Source organism: Herbiconiux aconitum, assembly GCF_024979235.1.
In the GTDB taxonomy this organism is placed as follows: Bacteria; Actinomycetota; Actinomycetes; order Actinomycetales; family Microbacteriaceae; genus Herbiconiux; species Herbiconiux aconitum.
The window spans coordinates 311,712-328,192 of sequence record NZ_JANLCM010000002.1; the positions used below are offsets into that span (position 1 = coordinate 311,712).

General features: G+C 66.9%; 12 protein-coding genes. 8 read left to right on the forward strand and 4 right to left on the reverse strand.

Annotated features, from left to right (window positions below):
- Positions 1-41: 41 nt before the first annotated feature.
- The 5 genes from N1027_RS13025 to typA all read left to right on the forward strand — a co-directional run bounded on the left by N1027_RS13025 (position 42) and on the right by typA (position 7,352).
- Entirely contained in the window at positions 42-1,655 is a 1,614-nt protein-coding gene (locus N1027_RS13025; protein WP_259508524.1) for a peptide ABC transporter substrate-binding protein, read from the forward strand.
- A gap of 104 nt (positions 1,656-1,759) precedes the next feature.
- Positions 1,760-2,689: an ABC transporter permease gene (locus N1027_RS13030; RefSeq protein WP_259508526.1), complete on the forward strand. Its 930-nt coding sequence runs from the start codon at positions 1,760-1,762 to the stop codon at positions 2,687-2,689.
- A complete protein-coding gene (locus N1027_RS13035) occupies positions 2,679-3,629 on the forward strand; it encodes an ABC transporter permease (protein WP_259508527.1) in 951 nt (316 codons plus the stop codon). Before N1027_RS13030 ends, N1027_RS13035 begins: the two co-directional genes overlap by 11 nt.
- Entirely contained in the window at positions 3,626-5,389 is a 1,764-nt protein-coding gene (locus tag N1027_RS13040) for a dipeptide ABC transporter ATP-binding protein (protein ID WP_259508528.1), read from the forward strand. The genes N1027_RS13035 and N1027_RS13040 overlap by 4 nt, the downstream gene beginning before the upstream one ends.
- Before the next feature lie 52 nt (positions 5,390-5,441).
- A complete protein-coding gene (gene typA, locus N1027_RS13045; protein ID WP_259508530.1) occupies positions 5,442-7,352 on the forward strand; it encodes a translational GTPase TypA in 1,911 nt (636 codons plus the stop codon).
- Between the two features lie 9 nt (positions 7,353-7,361).
- Here typA and N1027_RS13050 read toward each other — a convergent pair whose 3' ends face one another.
- On the reverse strand, positions 7,362-8,735 hold the full coding sequence (locus tag N1027_RS13050; RefSeq protein ID WP_259508532.1) for an MFS transporter: 1,374 nt from the start codon (positions 8,733-8,735) through the stop codon (positions 7,362-7,364).
- 24 nt (positions 8,736-8,759) lie between these two features.
- On the reverse strand, positions 8,760-9,626 hold the full coding sequence (locus tag N1027_RS13055) for a helix-turn-helix domain-containing protein (protein WP_259508533.1): 867 nt from the start codon (positions 9,624-9,626) through the stop codon (positions 8,760-8,762).
- A gap of 119 nt (positions 9,627-9,745) precedes the next feature.
- Between N1027_RS13055 and N1027_RS13060 the strand changes: the two genes are divergently transcribed.
- From N1027_RS13060 to N1027_RS13070, 3 genes are read left to right on the forward strand one after another with little or no spacing between them, the layout of a single operon-like run.
- Complete coding sequence (locus tag N1027_RS13060) at positions 9,746-11,032, forward strand: ABC transporter substrate-binding protein (protein WP_259508535.1); 1,287 nt, start codon at positions 9,746-9,748, stop codon at positions 11,030-11,032.
- Positions 11,029-11,934 (forward strand): carbohydrate ABC transporter permease, encoded by a 906-nt coding sequence (locus N1027_RS13065; protein WP_259508537.1) that lies wholly within the window; start codon positions 11,029-11,031, stop codon positions 11,932-11,934. Before N1027_RS13060 ends, N1027_RS13065 begins: the two co-directional genes overlap by 4 nt.
- A complete protein-coding gene (locus N1027_RS13070; protein WP_259508539.1) occupies positions 11,931-12,842 on the forward strand; it encodes a carbohydrate ABC transporter permease in 912 nt (303 codons plus the stop codon). Before N1027_RS13065 ends, N1027_RS13070 begins: the two co-directional genes overlap by 4 nt.
- Positions 12,843-12,930: 88 nt before the next feature.
- On the opposite strand, the gene N1027_RS13075 is transcribed toward N1027_RS13070, so the two are convergent.
- Together N1027_RS13075 and efeB are read right to left on the reverse strand one after the other, a co-directional pair.
- Entirely contained in the window at positions 12,931-15,018 is a 2,088-nt protein-coding gene (locus N1027_RS13075; protein WP_259508541.1) for an NPCBM/NEW2 domain-containing protein, read from the reverse strand.
- Positions 15,019-15,178: 160 nt separating this feature from the next.
- The gene (gene efeB, locus N1027_RS13080) at positions 15,179-16,465 is read right to left on the reverse strand and encodes an iron uptake transporter deferrochelatase/peroxidase subunit (RefSeq protein WP_259508543.1); all 1,287 of its coding nucleotides are present in this window, start codon (positions 16,463-16,465) and stop codon (positions 15,179-15,181) included.
- Between the last annotated feature and the right edge of the window lie 16 nt (positions 16,466-16,481).

A 16,481-nucleotide genomic window follows, 5' to 3' on the forward strand; every position in this document is an offset into this window, starting at 1 on the left:
AGGGGGTTTTCGCCTTGCCCGCATTTTGCACAGGAGGAAAATTGAAAATCAGACGGTTAGGCATCGGCGTCATCGCGCTGGCTGCCGCGAGTGCACTCGCACTGTCCGGCTGCGCCAGCGGCAGCTCGGACACCCCCACGGGAAGCTCTTCCGCGGTCATCACGGCAAACGGTTCTGAACCGCAGAACCCGTTGATCCCCACCAACACCAACGAAACCGGTGGTGGGCGCATCGTCGACTCCATCTTCGCCGGACTCGAGTACTACGACGCAACCGGCGCGCCGCAGCTCGACGTGGCCGAGTCGATCGACACCACCGACTCGAAGACCTTCACGATCAAGATCAAGCCCGACCTGACCTTCACCAACGGTGACCCGGTCGACGCGCAGAGCTTCGTCGACGCCTGGCAGTTCGGCGCCCTCCTCTCGAACGAGCAGCTGAACAGCTACTTCTTCGAGGACATCGAAGGCTTCAGCTACGACGAGGACAGCCCCCTCACCGGCCTCACCGTCGTCGACCCGACCACCTTCACCGTCACCCTGAAGGAGCCGCGCGCCGACTTCCCGCTGCGCCTGGGCTACTCGGCCTTCTACCCGCTGCCCAAGTCGGCCTTCGCCGACATGGACGCCTTCGGCCAGTCCCCGATCGGCAACGGCCCGTACAAGCTGGCCTCGGCTGACGCCTGGCAGCACAACGAGAAGATCGACCTCGTCGTCAACGACGAGTACAAGGGCGGCCGCAAGCCGGCCAACGGCGGCGTGACCTTCGTGTTCTACGCCAGCCAGGACGCCGCCTACGCCGACCTCCTCGGTGGCAACCTCGACGTGCTCGACGCGGTTCCGGACAGCGCGTTCGGCACCTACGAGTCCGACCTGGGCGACCGCGCCGTGAACCAGCCCTCCGCTGTGTTCCAGTCGTTCACCATCCCGGAGCGCCTCGCGCACTTCGGCAACGACGAAGAAGGCAAGCTCCGCCGCGCCGCCATCTCGATGGCGATCAACCGCGACGAGATCACCGACGTCATCTTCCAGGGCACCCGCACCCCCGCCTCCGACTTCACCTCCCCGGTGATCGAGGGCTGGAGCGACTCGCTCGAGGGCGCCGACGTGCTGAAGTTCAACGCTGACGAGGCGAAGAAGCTGTGGGCTCAGGCCGACGCCATCTCGCCGTGGTCGGGCACCTTCCAGATCGCCTACAACTCCGACGGCGGTCACCAGGGCTGGGTCGACGCCGTGTCGAACAGCATCAAGAACACGCTCGGAATCGACGCGTCGGGTGCTCCGTACCCGACCTTCGCCGAGCAGCGCACGGCGATCACCGACCGCACCATCCAGACGGCTTTCCGTACCGGATGGCAGGCCGACTACCCGGGTCTGTTCAACTTCCTGGGCCCGCTGTACGCGACCAACGCATCCTCGAACGACGGTGACTACTCGAACCCCGACTTCGACGCTCTGCTCCAGGCCGGCTCGTCGACCACCGACACCGCCGAGGCGAACGATGACTTCCAGAAGGCCCAGGAGATCCTGCTGAAGGACCTCCCGGCGATCCCGCTGTGGTACTCCAACGTCACCGGTGGCTCCAGCGAAGCTGTTGCCGACGTGCAGTTCGGCTGGAACTCGGTTCCGCTGTACTACGCGGTCACCAAGAGCTAGTACTCGCTCGATCGGGGGCGACGGCCATCGGCTGTCGCCCCCGTATCATGTTCTCTAGTCCAGGTGGCATTATGCCCATTAGCCCGATTGGTACGGTCTGACCTTTGGCCGGATATATCTTCAGGCGTATTCTGCAGGCAATTCCCGTCCTGCTCGGTACGACCTTCCTCATCTACTTCATGGTCTTCGCGATGCCCGGAGACCCGCTTCTCGCCCTCTTCGGCGACAAGACCCCGAACCCGGCTCTCCTCGAACGTCTGCGTCAGGAATACCACCTCGACCAACCGTTCATCGTGCAGTACTTCCTGTACCTCGGCGGGATCCTCCGCGGCGACTTCGGCACCTCCTTCTCAGGTGAGCCGGTCTCCGAGATCCTCGCCCGCACGTTCCCGGTCACCATCCGTCTCGCGATCATGGCTCTGTTCATCGAATTCGTCGGCGGCGTTCTCATCGGTCTCGTCTCCGGCTTGCGGAAGGGGAAGCTCTTCGATGCATCGGCGCTCGTGATCAGCCTCATCTTCATCTCGCTGCCGATCTTCGTCATCGCCTTCGTCGGTCAGTTCATCTTCGGCATCCAACTCGGATGGGCGAGAACCACGGTCTCCTCCGGGGCACCGATCCAAGACCTGATACTCCCGGCGTTCGTCTTGGCGAGCATCACCTTCGCCCAGATCGTGCGGTTGACCCGCGCCTCGGTGATCGAGACCCAGACCCTCGACTTCGTTCGAACGGCCTACGGCAAGGGACTCACCCGCCGTCGGATCATCCCGGTGCACATCCTCCGCAACTCGCTCATCCCGGTCGTCACCTACGCCGCCACCGACTTCGGTGTGCTGCTGGTCGGCGCGACCGTGACGGAGGGCATCTTCAACGTGCCCGGCGTCGGGCGAACGCTCTACCAGGCCATCATCCGAGGCGAAGGACCAACCGTCGTCTCGTTCGTGACGGTCATGGTGCTCATCTATCTGGTGGTCAACCTCGTGGTCGACCTCCTGTACGGCCTTCTCGACCCGAGGATCCGCTATGTCAAATAACACTCCGACTTCGAAGCACTTCGTCGCGCCCCTCGAGGAGACCCCCCTCGTCGCGATCGACGCGGTCAAGGTGGGCGAACGGCCCAGCAACCTCTGGATCGACGCGTGGCGCGACATGCGCCGCCGGCCGATGTTCTGGATCTCGGCCGCGATCATCCTGCTCGTCGTGATCGTCGCGTTCTTCCCGACCCTGTTCACCCAGGTGCCGCCGAACGACAACTGCCAGCTGTCCAACAGCAACGGCGCCCCGACCGCCGAGCACATCCTCGGCTTCACCAAGCAGGGCTGCGACGTCTTCTCGCGCATCATCCACGGCACCTCGACCTCGCTGTCGGTCGGCATCATCGTGATCATCCTCACCACGGTGCTCGGCGTGCTGTTCGGCATGTTCGCCGGTTACTACGGCGGCTGGGTCGACTCCGTGCTGTCCCGCGCGGGCGACATCTTCTTCTCGATCCCCTACATCCTGGCCGCCGTGGTCATCATGTCGGTGTTCTCGGCCTACCGGAACGTGTTCGTGATCTCACTGGCCATCGGCATCTTCGCCTGGCCGGCGACAGCGCGTGTTCTGAGAGCCGAGATCTTCCGGGTGAAGAACTCCGACTACGTCATGGCCGCTCAGGCGCTCGGCGTCTCGAAGTTCCGCATCCTGATCCGGCACGTGCTGCCGAACTCGATCGCCCCGGTCATCGTCGTCTCGACGATCTCCCTCGGAGCGGCCATCGTGGCCGAGGCGACCCTGTCGTTCCTCGGCGTCGGATTGCCCAACACGACCATGTCGTGGGGCAACGACATCAGCCAGGCGCAGACCGACCTCCGCACCGCGCCGCAGACGCTCATCTATCCGTCCATCGCGCTCTCGCTCACCGTGCTCAGCTTCATCATGCTGGGCGAGGTCATCCGAGACGCTCTCGACCCGAAGGCGAGGGCTCAGCGATGAGCGACCGCACCATCTCACCATCCGACGATCAGAAGCCCCTGCTCCAGATCAAGGACCTCCAGGTCGGCTTCCAGACCACCGAGGGCGTCGTTCCCGCCGTGCGCGGCGTCGACCTCACCCTGATGCCCGGCCAGACCCTCGCCATCGTGGGGGAGTCGGGCTCCGGCAAGTCCACCACCGCGCACGCGATCATCAACCTCCTTCCCGGCCCCGGCCGGATCACCGGCGGTTCGATCGAGTTCGACGGTCGGGAGCTCACGAAGTACTCCGAGAAGGAGATGGAGGAGATCCGCGGCAAGCTGATCGGCTTCGTTCCGCAGGACCCGATGTCGAACCTGAACCCGGTGTGGAGCATCGGCTTCCAGGTCGAGGAGACCATCCGCGCCAACGGCATCGCATCCGGTCGCAAGGAAGTCCGCGCCCACGCCATCCAGGTGCTCCGCGAAGCCGGGCTCTCGGATGCCGACAAGCGGCTGAAGCAGTTCCCGCACCAGTTCTCCGGCGGCATGCGCCAGCGCGTGCTGATCGGCATCGGACTGTCCTCGCGCCCGAAGCTCCTGATCGCCGACGAGCCGACCTCGGCTCTCGACGTGACGGTGCAGCGGCGCATCCTCGACCACCTCGAGACGCTCACCCGCGACATCGGCACCGCCGTGCTGTTCATCACGCACGACCTCGGCCTCGCCGCCGAGCGCGCCGAGCAGCTCGTCGTGATGTACAAGGGCCGCATCGTCGAGGCGGGGCCGTCGAAGGAGATCCTGGAGAACCCGCTGCACCCGTACACGCAGCGCCTGGTGGCCGCGGCTCCGAGCCTGGCTTCGCGGCGCATCCAGTCGGCGACGCACGAGTCGGCGACGCATCACCTGAGCGACCTGGAGTACGCCCCCACGAAGGTGACCGAAGGTCTCGACCTGATCGCCGCCGCTGAGGAGCGTCTCGAGCACCTGCCCACGACGAAGCGTCCTGACGCCATCGTCGTGAAAGACCTCACGAAGGTCTACAAGATCCGTGGCCAGGGCAAGGGCGCGGCCGGTGAGGTCATCGCCTCCGACAAGGTGAACTTCTCGGTGGAGAAGGGCACGACCACAGCTCTCGTGGGGGAGTCGGGTTCGGGCAAGTCCACGGTGGCCCGGATGATCCTGCGCCTCGAAGACCCCACCAGCGGGTCGATCATGATCGACGGGCAAGACGTCGCGCCCCTCAAGGGCAAGCCACTGCTCGATCTGCGGCGGCGCATGCAGCCGGTGTTCCAGGACCCGTACGGCTCACTCGACCCGCTGCGCAACATCGGCAACACCATCGGCGAGCCGCTCGACACGCACAAGGTCGGCGATCGCACCTCGCGCAAGGAGCGCGTGCTCGAGCTGCTCGACCAGGTCGCGTTGCCGCAGTCGCTCATCACGCGTTACCCGAACGAGCTCTCCGGTGGTCAGCGGCAGCGTGTGGCCATCGCCCGTGCGCTCGCGCTGAAGCCCGACATCGTGGTTCTCGATGAGGCGGTCTCGGCTCTCGACGTGCTGGTGCAGGCCCAGATCCTGAAGCTTCTGGCCGATCTGCAGGCCGAACTGGAGCTGACGTATCTGTTCATCACCCACGACCTGGCAGTGGTGCGCGTCATCGCCGACAACGTCTGCGTGATGCAGAAAGGCACCATCGTGGAGGCCGCTTCGACCGATGACGTCTTCGACAACCCTCAGGAGCAATATACTAAGGAGTTGCTGAACGCCATCCCGGGAGCTGGAATCACCCTGGGCGTTTAGCGGATCGGGCCTCGTCGCCCCCTTTTCCCCCGAATACCTGAGGACTTTTCCCATGGCACATGCCACCCGTGATGACCTGCGTAATGTCGCGATCGTCGCCCACGTCGACCACGGCAAGACGACTCTCGTCGACGCCATGCTCACGCAGACCAACTCCTTTGACGCGCATTTCGATGCCGACGACCGGATGATGGACTCGAACGACCTCGAGCGGGAGAAGGGCATCACGATCCTCGCCAAGAACACGGCGATCTCCTACAACGGCAAGCACGCCGACGGCAAGCCGATCACCATCAACGTGATCGACACCCCGGGCCACGCCGACTTCGGTGGCGAGGTCGAGCGCGGCCTGTCCATGGTCGACGGCGTCGTGCTGCTGGTCGACGCGTCCGAGGGCCCGCTGCCGCAGACCCGCTTCGTGCTCCGCAAGGCGCTCGAGGCGAAGCTGCCCGTCATCCTGCTGGTCAACAAGACCGACCGGCCGGATGCGCGCATCGACGAGGTCGTGGGGGAGTCGCAGGATCTGCTGCTCGGCCTCGCCTCCGACATGGCCGACGACGTGCCCGACCTCGACCTCGACGCCATCCTCGACGTGCCGGTGGTCTACGCCTCCGGCCGTAACGGCGCCGCGAGCCTGAACAAGCCCGAAAACGGCACCCTGCCCGACAACGACGACCTCGAGCCGCTGTTCGGCGCGATCCTGGAGCACATCCCGGCGCCGACCTACGACGACGAGGCGCCCCTCCAGGCGCACGTCACCAACCTCGACTCCTCGCCGTTCCTCGGCCGTCTCGCCCTTCTCCGTGTCTTCAACGGCACGATCAAGAAGGGTCAGCAGGTCGCCTGGGTCAAGCACGACGGCACCGTCACGAACCAGCGCATCAGCGAGCTGCTGAAGACGGTGGCGCTCACCCGCTTCCCGACCGAATCGGCCGGCCCCGGCGACATCGTCGCCATCGCCGGCATCGAGGAGATCACGATCGGCGAGACCATCGCCGACCCCGAGGATGTGCGGCCGCTGCCGGCGATCACCGTCGACGACCCTGCGATCTCGATGACCATCGGCACCAACACCTCGCCGCTGGTCGGCAAGGTCAAGGGCCACAAGCTCACCGCCCGCATGGTGAAGGACCGCCTCGACCGCGAGCTGATCGGTAACGTGTCGCTCCGCGTCGTCGACATCGGAAACCCCGCCGCCTGGGAAGTTCAGGGCCGTGGAGAGCTCGCGCTCGCCATCCTGGTCGAGAACATGCGTCGTGAGGGCTACGAGCTCACCGTCGGCAAGCCCCAGGTGGTCACCCGCCAGGTCAACGGCAAGACGCACGAGCCCTACGAGCACCTCACCATCGATGCGCCCGAGGAGTACCTCGGCGCCATCACGCAGCTGCTCGCCGCCCGCAAGGGCCGGATGGACGGCATGTCCAACCACGGCACCGGCTGGGTGCGCATGGAGTTCATCGTTCCCTCGCGCGGCCTCATCGGCTTCCGCACCGAGTTCCTCACCATCACCCGCGGCACCGGCATCGCGAACGCGATCTCGCACGGTTACGATGAGTGGGCCGGTGCGATCGTCACCCGCAACAACGGTTCGATCGTGGCCGACCGCGCGGGCGTCGTGACGCCCTTCGCCATCATCGCTCTGCAGGAGCGCATGACCTTCTTCGTGAACCCCACCGAAGAGGTCTACGAGGGCATGGTGATCGGCGAGAACTCGCGCGCCGACGACATGGACGTGAACATCACCAAAGAGAAGAAGCTGACCAACATGCGTCAGTCGACGGCCGACAACTTCGAGTCGATGACCCCGTCGCGTCAGCTCTCGCTCGAGGAGAGCCTCGAGTTCGCCCGCGAAGACGAGTGCGTCGAGGTGACGCCGGAGACGGTGCGCATCCGCAAGGTCGAGCTCGACCAGAACCTGCGTGCCCGCAAGACGGCGAACCTGAAGCGCGCCAACAACTCCTGATCCTCGCGGCTACCGCGAGGAAACGCCGGTGGCGGCTTCGGCCGTCGCCGGCGTTCCGGTGCGCCCGCTGAGAGTGAGCGCACCGAGGGTGAGCAGCAGGCCCAGCGCGAAGACAGCCGGAAAGGCGTCGAAGGATTGGAACAGGATGCCGGCGAACGAGAGCGCCATCGCCGGACCGACGGCATCGGCGATGTTGAGAGCCGAACTGTTGAATCCCTGGTTGCCGGGCGCCGAGTACTCCAGCACGAGCACGGAGAGGCGCGGATAGCACAGCCCCATGCCGGCGCCCGAGACCGCCCAGCCCACGATCGCGACCCACGCGGGCAGGCCGAGGAACGCCGTGAGGAGCACGATGCCGACGGCGAGGCTGACACCGGCGGTGCCGATGCGCAGACTCGTGCGCGTCGTCAGCCGGTCGCTGAACTGCCCTTGCAACCACGAGGACACCCCCCAGGCCACGCCGGCGGCCGTGAGCGCGAGACCGGCGAGGGCGGGGCTGAGTCCGAACTCGCCGGTGAGGAAGTAGGGCAGATAGACCTCGGCCGCGACGTACCCGCCGGCCAGCAGCATCCGCAACAGCACGACCGTCGGAAGTCCGCGGCCGCCCAGCAGAGTGCGCGGAGGAATCAATGGGCGCAGTGCGATCACTGTCACCACCAGCGCGACCCCACCCAGCGCGAAGACCGCGATTCCGTCCAACTCCGTCGACAGACTGAGACCGAGGATCGCGACCGCCAAGAGCAGCGACCACAGGATGCGCGGAGCGCTCCAGGGAGGCTTGGGGGCGGCATCCGGTTCCCGCATCGACCGCATCGCGGGCACCACCATGACGGCGGCGAACACCGAGAGCACGGCCACGCCGAGAAACACCCAGCGCCAGCCCACGGTCTCTCCGAGCACGCCGGCGATGAACGGTCCGACCAGTGCCGGGATGACCCAGGCCGCGGCGAACAGTCCGAAGATGCGTGGTTGCAGGGCCGGCGGATACACGCGGGCCACGACGACGTAGAGCGACACCGTCATGGCCCCTCCGCCGAGACCGTGCACCAGGCGTCCGGCCACGACGGCTTCCATGGTGGTGGCGGTGCCCGCGACGAACAGCCCCAGCACGAACAGGGCGACGGATGCGTAGAGCGGATGCCGAGGGCCCGCCCGGTCGGCCCAGGTGCCGGCCACGACCATCCCGAGCACCGACACGGCGAGCGGAGCCGCGAAGGCGACGGCGTACAGCGCGGCGCCGTCGAGTTCGGCGCTGATCACCGGCATGACGGTGGTGACCGCGAGGTTCTCGAAGGCGGCGACGAAGATCAGCGAGATCGCCCCGATGGTGACCAGCCGGTAGTGCCTCGAGAACAGGCCGCCGGTCGTCGTTGCGTCGCTCACACCTTCGACCGTACGCCACCGGGCTCAGCCCTTGTGCTGATTGCGGTAGTCGCGCGGCGGTACGCCATGGATCTTCTTGAACTGGCGCGCGAAGTAGAACGAGTCCGGATAGCCGACCTCCCGCGCGATGGTCGCCACGGGGCTCTGCGTCGTGTCGAGCAGTTCGCGGGCCTTCGCCATCCGGAGCATCGTCTGGTACTGCACCACCGGCGATCCGATGTGCCTCTTGAACAACGCGCCGAAATGCGATCCGCTGAGCGACGACATCGCGGCGAGCTCGGCGACGGTGAGCTGCTCGGCGAGGTTCGTGCGGATGTAGTCGGCCGCCTGCTCGATGATGTCGGCCGAGTCGGCCGCTCCTTGGCGCTCAGCGGCGAAGAGCGTGAGTGCGTGCCAGGCCGCTCCCGCCGCCGCGAGCAGGCTCGGCGTGGTGGAGTCCCGTTCCATCCAGGCCACCACCTCGGTCATCAGGGAGACGACATGGTAGATGTTCCGAACCGGCCTGACCGGCTTCTGAGACGAAAGGCCCGCGACCCGGGCGAAGGTGTCGACATCCGACCCCGTGACGTGGTACCACCACAGGGTCCACGGATCGTCGTGATCCGCTCCGTAACTGTGCGGCTCGCCAGGGGGCAGGATCACCGCCTCGGAGGCGCTGACGTCGAATCGTCCGGCCCGGGTCTCGCACCAGCCGCGCCCTTCGACGCAGACGAGCACGACGAGCTGGCCGATGGGGGCCTTGCGAACCTGCCCGTGGTGCTTCGCGCGGGGGAAGTACCCGCAATCCGTCACCACCAATTGCGCGGAACCGGCGTTCTGCAGATAGTCGCGCACGCGGGGGCGGGGGAGCACGAGCATGCGCTGGTTGGGAAATCCGTCGGAGATGAGCACGGTGACGATTCTGGATCGTCGCTCATCGTTTTGTCCAGAAACATCACCGGATGCTTCTCCGCGTCGACCCATCGCTTGTCGTAACGTCGCATCATCGCAGTTGAGAATTGGAGTCGAAGATGACCTACAGACCACATCGCCGCATCGCCGCTCTCGGGGCCGTCATGGCAACGGCGGCACTCATGGCGGGTTGCGTTTCGACCGGGGGCGCGGCGCCGGCCGACACCTCGGGTGAGGACACCGCCGGCAATCTCATCCTCCAGTCCCGGTTCACCGACGCGGAGAAGGGCGGCATCGAGGAGCTCGTCGAGAACTTCAACGCGCTGGGCGAGGGCACGGTCGAGCTGAACAGCATTCCGACCTCGACCTACAACTCGCAGTTGCCGACGTACCTCACCGGGTCGAACCCACCCGACGTCTACACCTGGTACGCCGGTCAGGCCACCCGCGACTACGCCGACCAGGGCCTCCTGCTCGATGTCTCCGACGTCTGGGACGGGATGGGGGACTTCCCGGATGCGCTGCGCACACTCAGCCAGACCGACGACGGCACCGAGGTGTTCGTGCCGACCGGTTACTACTGGTGGGGCGTCTACTACTTCAAGAGTGAGTTCGAGAAGCTCGGTGTCACTCCGCCCACCACCTGGGACGAGTTTCTCGCCGTGTGCGACCAGATCCAGGCGCAGGGCGTCAACCCGATCACGATGGGCCTGAGCGACAACGCCTGGCTGGCATCGGCCTGGTTCGACTACCTCGACCTGCGGATCAACGGCGGTGACTTCCACCTCGCTCTGCTGAACGGCGACGAGTCGTACGACAGCCCCGAGGTGCGGGAAGTCTTCAAGGCTTTCGCTCAGACCCTGCCGTACATCGACCCGGCGGTGCTCGGCACCACGCAGAACCAGGCGATGAGCGACTTCGCTCAGGGCAAGTCGGCGATGTACCTCCTCGGCGCCTGGGCGCAGCCCTCAGTGCCGGAGGATCAGCGCGACGACCTCGCGTTCTTCCAGTTCCCGATCATCGACCCCGACGTGCCCATCGTCGAGGAGGCGCCGACCGACGGCTTCATGGCCAGCGCCAAGACCACGAAGTCGACACTCGCGAAGAGCTTCCTGGAGTACGTGGCCAGCCCCGAAGCCCAGGCCGCCCTCGTGAAGGGACAGCAGGGCACCGCGCTCGCCGCGAACCCCGAAGCGGAGCAGAACCTCGACGCCCTCGCCCAGCAGGGCAAGGACATGTTGGAATCGGCCTCCCAGGTGACCCAGTTCTACAACCGGGATGCCGGCGACGCCCAGCAGGGTCCGGCCGACGCCGCACTCACGCAGTTCATCGCCGATCCCGAGGCGGTCGACAGCATCCTTGCGCAATGGCAGTCCGCGGCGGAGAAGGTGCGGAGCGCCGAGTGACGACCACCGCTCTTCCACGCGGCCGGCGGCGGGTTGGATTCCCGCCGCCGGTCGTGTTCGTGCTGGTGCTGGTGCCCTTCCTGATCGAGGCCGTCGGAGTCTTCTGGCCGGCCATCCAGGGCATCAGCCTGTCGTTCCTGCGCTGGAACGGGATCGCGCCGGCCGAATCGGCCGGAGTGCAGAACTACATCGACCTGGCGAGCGACCCGGTCTTCGGAACGGCCCTCCGCAACACGGTGATCTGGATCGTGCTGTTCGGCGGCATCTCCTTCCTGGCCGGCCTCGGAGTGGCTCTGCTCTTCCAATCCGAGCGCCGGGGCGTCGGGATCTACCGCACCGCGCTGTTCCTGCCGATCGTCTTCTCGCTGGTGGTCACCTCGCTCATCTGGAGCGCCTTCTTCCAGCCCAGCGGGGTGCTCAACACCGCGCTCGAGGGTTTCGGGTTGGGTGACCTCACCCGCGTGTGGCTGGGCGACTCCGACACCGCGCTCTATGCGGTGATCGTCGCCGCACTCTGGCGCGAGATCGGTTACGTGATGGTGCTGTTCATCGCGGGGCTGAAGGGCATCGACCCCGCCATCATGGAAGCGGCGAGGGTCGACGGCGCGACCGCCTGGCAGCGCTTCCGGCACATCACTTTTCCGCAATTGCGCAGTGTCAACTTGGTGGTGCTCAGCGTGCTCGTGATCGATTCGCTCCGGTCGTTCGACATCGTCTGGGCCATGACCCGCGGTGGGCCGTACCACTCCACCGAACTGCTCAGCACCTACATGTTCTCCACGGCCTTCGAGAGCCGGTCGCTCGGCTACGCCTCGGCGATCGCGGTGGTCATCTTCGTTCTCGCGCTGGCCGTGATCATCTCGTACCTTGTGCGAGCACTCTCTGAGGAGAAGGAATCATGACCGTCTCATTCGCACCATCCAGCCGGATCGAGCCGGCGGTGGCCGCGCCGGTCGCCGCCCCGGAGCCGATGCGTCGGCGAAGCCGCCGGAAGGCCGCGCGAACCGTGGGGTTCCACACCGCGTCGATCCTCATCTCGCTGGCCTGGTTCGCGCCGATCCTGCTCGTGGTCGTCACCTCGTTCCGCACCTTCGACGACGTCAGCACCAACGGAATCGCCAGCCTGCCGCACAGCTTCAGCATCGACACCTATGTGCAGGCGTGGAATCAGGGCGGCATGTTCCAGGCCACGGTGAACAGCCTCATCGTGACGATCCCGACCGTCATCCTCACGCTGCTGCTGGCGTCGGCCGTGGCGTTCGGACTCAGCCGGTTCCGCATCCCGTTCCGCCGCACCATCCTCCTGATCATGCTCGCGGGCAACCTGCTGCCGGTGCAGATGCTGCTGATCCCGGTGACCCGTATCACGCAGCAGATCGGTATCTACGACACCCTGGGTGCCCTGATCGTGGTGCAGACGGCGTTCGGTCTCGGCTTCTACACCTTCGTGCTCTACGGCTTCATGCGCACGGTGCCGGGCGAGTTGCAGGAGGCGGCGACGCTGGATGGCGCGGGGCCGCTCCGGATCTTCGTGCAGGTGATCCTGCCGCTGACCCGGCCGGCTCTCGCGGCGCTCGGCGCGCTGTCGTTCACGTGGATCTTCAACGATCTGCTCTGGTCGATCACCCTCCTCCAGACCTCGTCGCGGCTGCCCATCACGGCCGCGGTGCTGTCGCTGCAGGGCCAGTACGTCTCGTCGTGGTCGGTCATCGCGGCGGCCACGGTGATCGCCGCCATCCCGTCGACCATCGTGTTCCTGCTCTTCCAGCGCAGCTTCGTGGGCGGCCTGTCGCTCGGTGCCATGAAGTGATGCCGGCGGCCCGCCTCGGATGAGGTGTGCCGGGCACGAAAAAAGGACCCGGTGGGAGTTGCCTCCCACCGGGTCCTTTCTCGTCGGCCTACTCGCAGGTGATCAGCGGGTCGGCCCAGTTCGCGCGGTCGTTGTAGCCGCCGTCTCCGGCGTCACCGACGTGCAGCACCAGCTCGTCGACCCCGCTCAGGTCGACCTCGAAGGCGTTCGCGCTTCCGCGGGCCACGGTGCCGCTCTGCCAGAGCGGAGCGCCGTCACCGGAGACCTCGAAGGTGGCCGTGCCACCGTCGGGCCCGACCGTGCCGACGACGTCGTCGATGCCCGCCACACCGGTGAGCGTCGTGCAGCGGCCACCGAGGTAGTACCGGATGTCGGAGGGACTCGCCACGCCGATGCCCGTGCCGTACGTTGTTCCCGCGACGGTGATGGGGTTGCCGCCGCCGACGCTCTGATCGATGGTCGGTTCCATCCAGCCGCTCGTGCCCGACACCCACTGGTGGTGCGAGAGGGCGATCTCCGTGCCCGACGGGGGAGCCGGAGCGATGGTGACCGTGAGCGGCGGGGAGCTCACCGTCGTGGTGGCGGAGTGCAGCACCAGGGGCCGGAACGCCACCGAGGCGTTGGCGGCCGACGTGCCCACCGGAGCGTCGGCCGGCACCGCGATCGTGAACGCGGCATCCGCGCTGTGCCCGGGCGCGACGAGATGGGGCTTCCGACCGGTCGGGGTGGCGACCCAGCCCTCCGGCGCCGCGAGCGTGATCGTCGGCAGCACGACGGGGGTGAGGCCGTCATTGTGCACGGTGACCTCGGTCGTCAGCGTCGAACCGCCGGCCACGAGCACCGCCCCGCTCGGGTCGATCGTCGCGCCGTCCACAGCGGTCACCGTCGGGGCGTCGACCGTGATGCGCGGCACTCCGGGGAGCCCCCGGGCGGGTGAGATGCGCAGGAGCGACGTGCCGTGCGCCGCGACCGCGGCCCGCACGGTGCGCTTGCTCTCGGTGACCGCATCCGTCCAGGCATCCGCCACGGTGAACCGGGAACCCTTGAGGCCGAGCGCATCCGTCTCGACCGAGATCTGTGCGGGGGCGTCGCTGCGGTTGAGGAGCGCCACGGCCACCGAACCGTCGGCGAGCGGCTTCAGCCAGGTCTCCGTGTCGCCGGCTTCGCCGACGCGCACGGCTTGGCGCCCCAGCGAGTCCTGGTTGATCGCGAGCATCTCCGGGTCCATCAGCGTCGCGAGCGATGTGGCGCTCAAGGTGCGGGGATCACTGGCGATCACGAGGGGCGCGGCGGCGACCGACCAGAGCGTCATCTGGGTGCGGAATTCCTCATCCGTCATGCCGAGCTCCGGCCCGACGTAGTCCGGGTCGTTCCAGTGGCCGGGTCCGGCCGCCTCCGGGTGCCGCGCGTTCGCGTCGTAGTTGCGCAGCATGTCGCTGTACTTCATCATTCCCACGAATCCGGAGTCGGTGTACGTGCGCCACGATTCGGCGATGCCGGGGGCGTAACTCCAGCTGTGGGTCGACTGCTGCTCCTCCGGGTAGTCGCCCCAGTCGGGCGAGGTCACCGGATTGCAGAGATTGAAGATGATCGGCCGCCCGCTGCTGTTGTTCCGCAGGGCTTCGGCGAATTCGGTGTACACCGTCTGCGGGTCGAGGTCGGCCGTGATGCCGCAGAGGAAATCGACCTTGACCGCGTCGTAGCCCCACGCCGCGAAGGTGTCGGCGTCGGTCTGGTAGTGACCGTAGCTCCCGAGCCCGCAGGAACCGGGGATGTACGGGCCGGCGTCGGTGTAGATTCCTGCCCGCAGCCCCCGCTCGTGGATGGCGTCGGCCAGCGCCTTCATGCCCTCCGGGAACCGCTCGGGATCGCCCTGGAGGAGACCGTCGTCTCCCCGGGGTGTGTCGGCTTGCCACCCGCCGTCGAGCCACACGATGTCGTAACCCGACGCCGCGAGACCGGAGGAGACGAGGAAGTCGGCGACATCGAGCACCTCCGTGGTGGAGAAGTCTCCGCCCAATCCGTAGTAGGTGTTCCACCCCTGGTAGGGCGTCGGGCTCAACGATGGATCGCTCACAGACCGCGGAACAGCATCCGGTGGGGCGGATGCCGCGCTCGCCGCAGCGGGGAGCGCCACCCCCACGAGTGCCAGCGTGGTGACCGTGGCAGCGGCCATGATGACAGGTTTTCGCATTGCAACTCCAGACATCGTCGTCGTCGACGCGCTTCGTCGCGGTCGACGTGTCCAGTCCAGCAAGTCGTCCGAGGCGCGGGAATGCACACGGGCACGCGATAGCTGGACGTACTGACTAGCCCTCGTTGTGGGGGTGCTGCGTTCAGCCGAAGAGCGTCTCGCCGACGTAGCCGCCCTGGCGGGCGCCCGGGGGCACCGCGAAGACGGCGGAGCCGACGTGCCGGATGTACTCGTTCATGGCGTCGTTCTTCGCCAGGTTCATCTGGATGGGGATGAACTGCTCGCGTGGGTCGCGCTGGTAGGCGATGAAGAACAGACCGGCGTTCAGGCGCCCGAGGTCGTCGTTGCCGTCGACGAAGTTGTAGCCGCGACGCAGCAGCTGCGCACCGGAATTCTGGTCGGGATGCGAGAGCCGCACATGCGCATCCTGGGCGATGAGAGGCGCCCCGCCCTGTCCGGTCGCGGAGAAGTCGGGTTCGGAGAACTCGGTGCCACCGGAATAGGGGGCTCCCTCGCCCTTGGTGCGGCCGATCACCGCCTCCTGTTCGCGGAGCGACGTGCGGTCCCAGGTCTCGATGGTCATGCGGATCTTGCGCGACACCAGGTAGGAGCCGCCCGCCATCCAGGCCGCTCCGTCGCCGCCCGAGGCCCAGACCTGGTCGTCGACCACCCCGGTGTCTTCGGCCTTGATGTTCGCCGTGCCGTCTTTGAAGCCGAACAGGTTGCGCGGGGTCTGCTGCGCCTTCGTGGTGGAGCTGGTGCGGCCGAAGCCGAGCTGCGACCAGCGGATGTTCGCGCGCCCGAATGCGATCCGCGAAAGGTTGCGGATGGCGTGCACCGCGACCTGCGGGTCGTCGCTGCAGGCCTGGATGCAGAGGTCGCCGCCGGAGAGAGCATCCTGCAGCATGTCGGCGGGGAAGTGCGGCAGGTCGACCAGGGCGGCCGGGCGTCGGCCCGCGATGCCGAAACGGTCGGTGCCGTCGGCGGCCTGGAAGAGGGTGGGCCCGAAACCGAAGGTGATGGTGAGACCGGATGCCGGCAGCCCGAGCGCTTCGCCCGTGTCATCCGGCGGGGCGTCGTAGTTGCCGTTCACCGCACCGAATTTTCCGGCCTGCTCACCCTGCGTCATCAGGGCGGCGGCGGCGCTCCAGTCCTGCAGCAGTTCGACCAGCTCATCGCGGCTGATGTCGGCGACGTCGTAGCTGGCGAAGTGCAGGCGGTCTTGGGCCGGGGTCACGATGCCCGACTGATGCTCACCGAAGAAGGGATAGACCGCGGTGTTCTCCTGCGCCGATGCCGTGGCCGGCAACGCGAAACGATCGACCGCGGCGCCGACGCCGAGACCCACGACCCCCGCACCCGCGAGTCCGAACAGCCCCCGTCGGGAGATGCCGGAGCTCGTGGGAGCGGGGGTCGTGGGATCAGACATCGTGCCTCAACTCTAG

What these genes read in the sequence shown, in the direction of transcription:
- N1027_RS13060 (WP_259508535.1), top strand. Translation starts at nt 9,746, where the DNA reads ATGACCTACAGACCACATCGCCGCATCGCCGCTCTCGGGGCCGTCATG.
- N1027_RS13040 (WP_259508528.1), top strand. Translation starts at nt 3,626, where the DNA reads ATGAGCGACCGCACCATCTCACCATCCGACGATCAGAAGCCCCTGCTC.
- N1027_RS13075 (WP_259508541.1), bottom strand. Translation starts at nt 15,018, where the DNA reads ATGGCCGCTGCCACGGTCACCACGCTGGCACTCGTGGGGGTGGCGCTC.
- N1027_RS13070 (WP_259508539.1), top strand. Translation starts at nt 11,931, where the DNA reads ATGACCGTCTCATTCGCACCATCCAGCCGGATCGAGCCGGCGGTGGCC.
- N1027_RS13035 (WP_259508527.1), top strand. Translation starts at nt 2,679, where the DNA reads ATGTCAAATAACACTCCGACTTCGAAGCACTTCGTCGCGCCCCTCGAG.
- efeB (WP_259508543.1), bottom strand. Translation starts at nt 16,465, where the DNA reads ATGTCTGATCCCACGACCCCCGCTCCCACGAGCTCCGGCATCTCCCGA.
- typA (WP_259508530.1), top strand. Translation starts at nt 5,442, where the DNA reads ATGGCACATGCCACCCGTGATGACCTGCGTAATGTCGCGATCGTCGCC.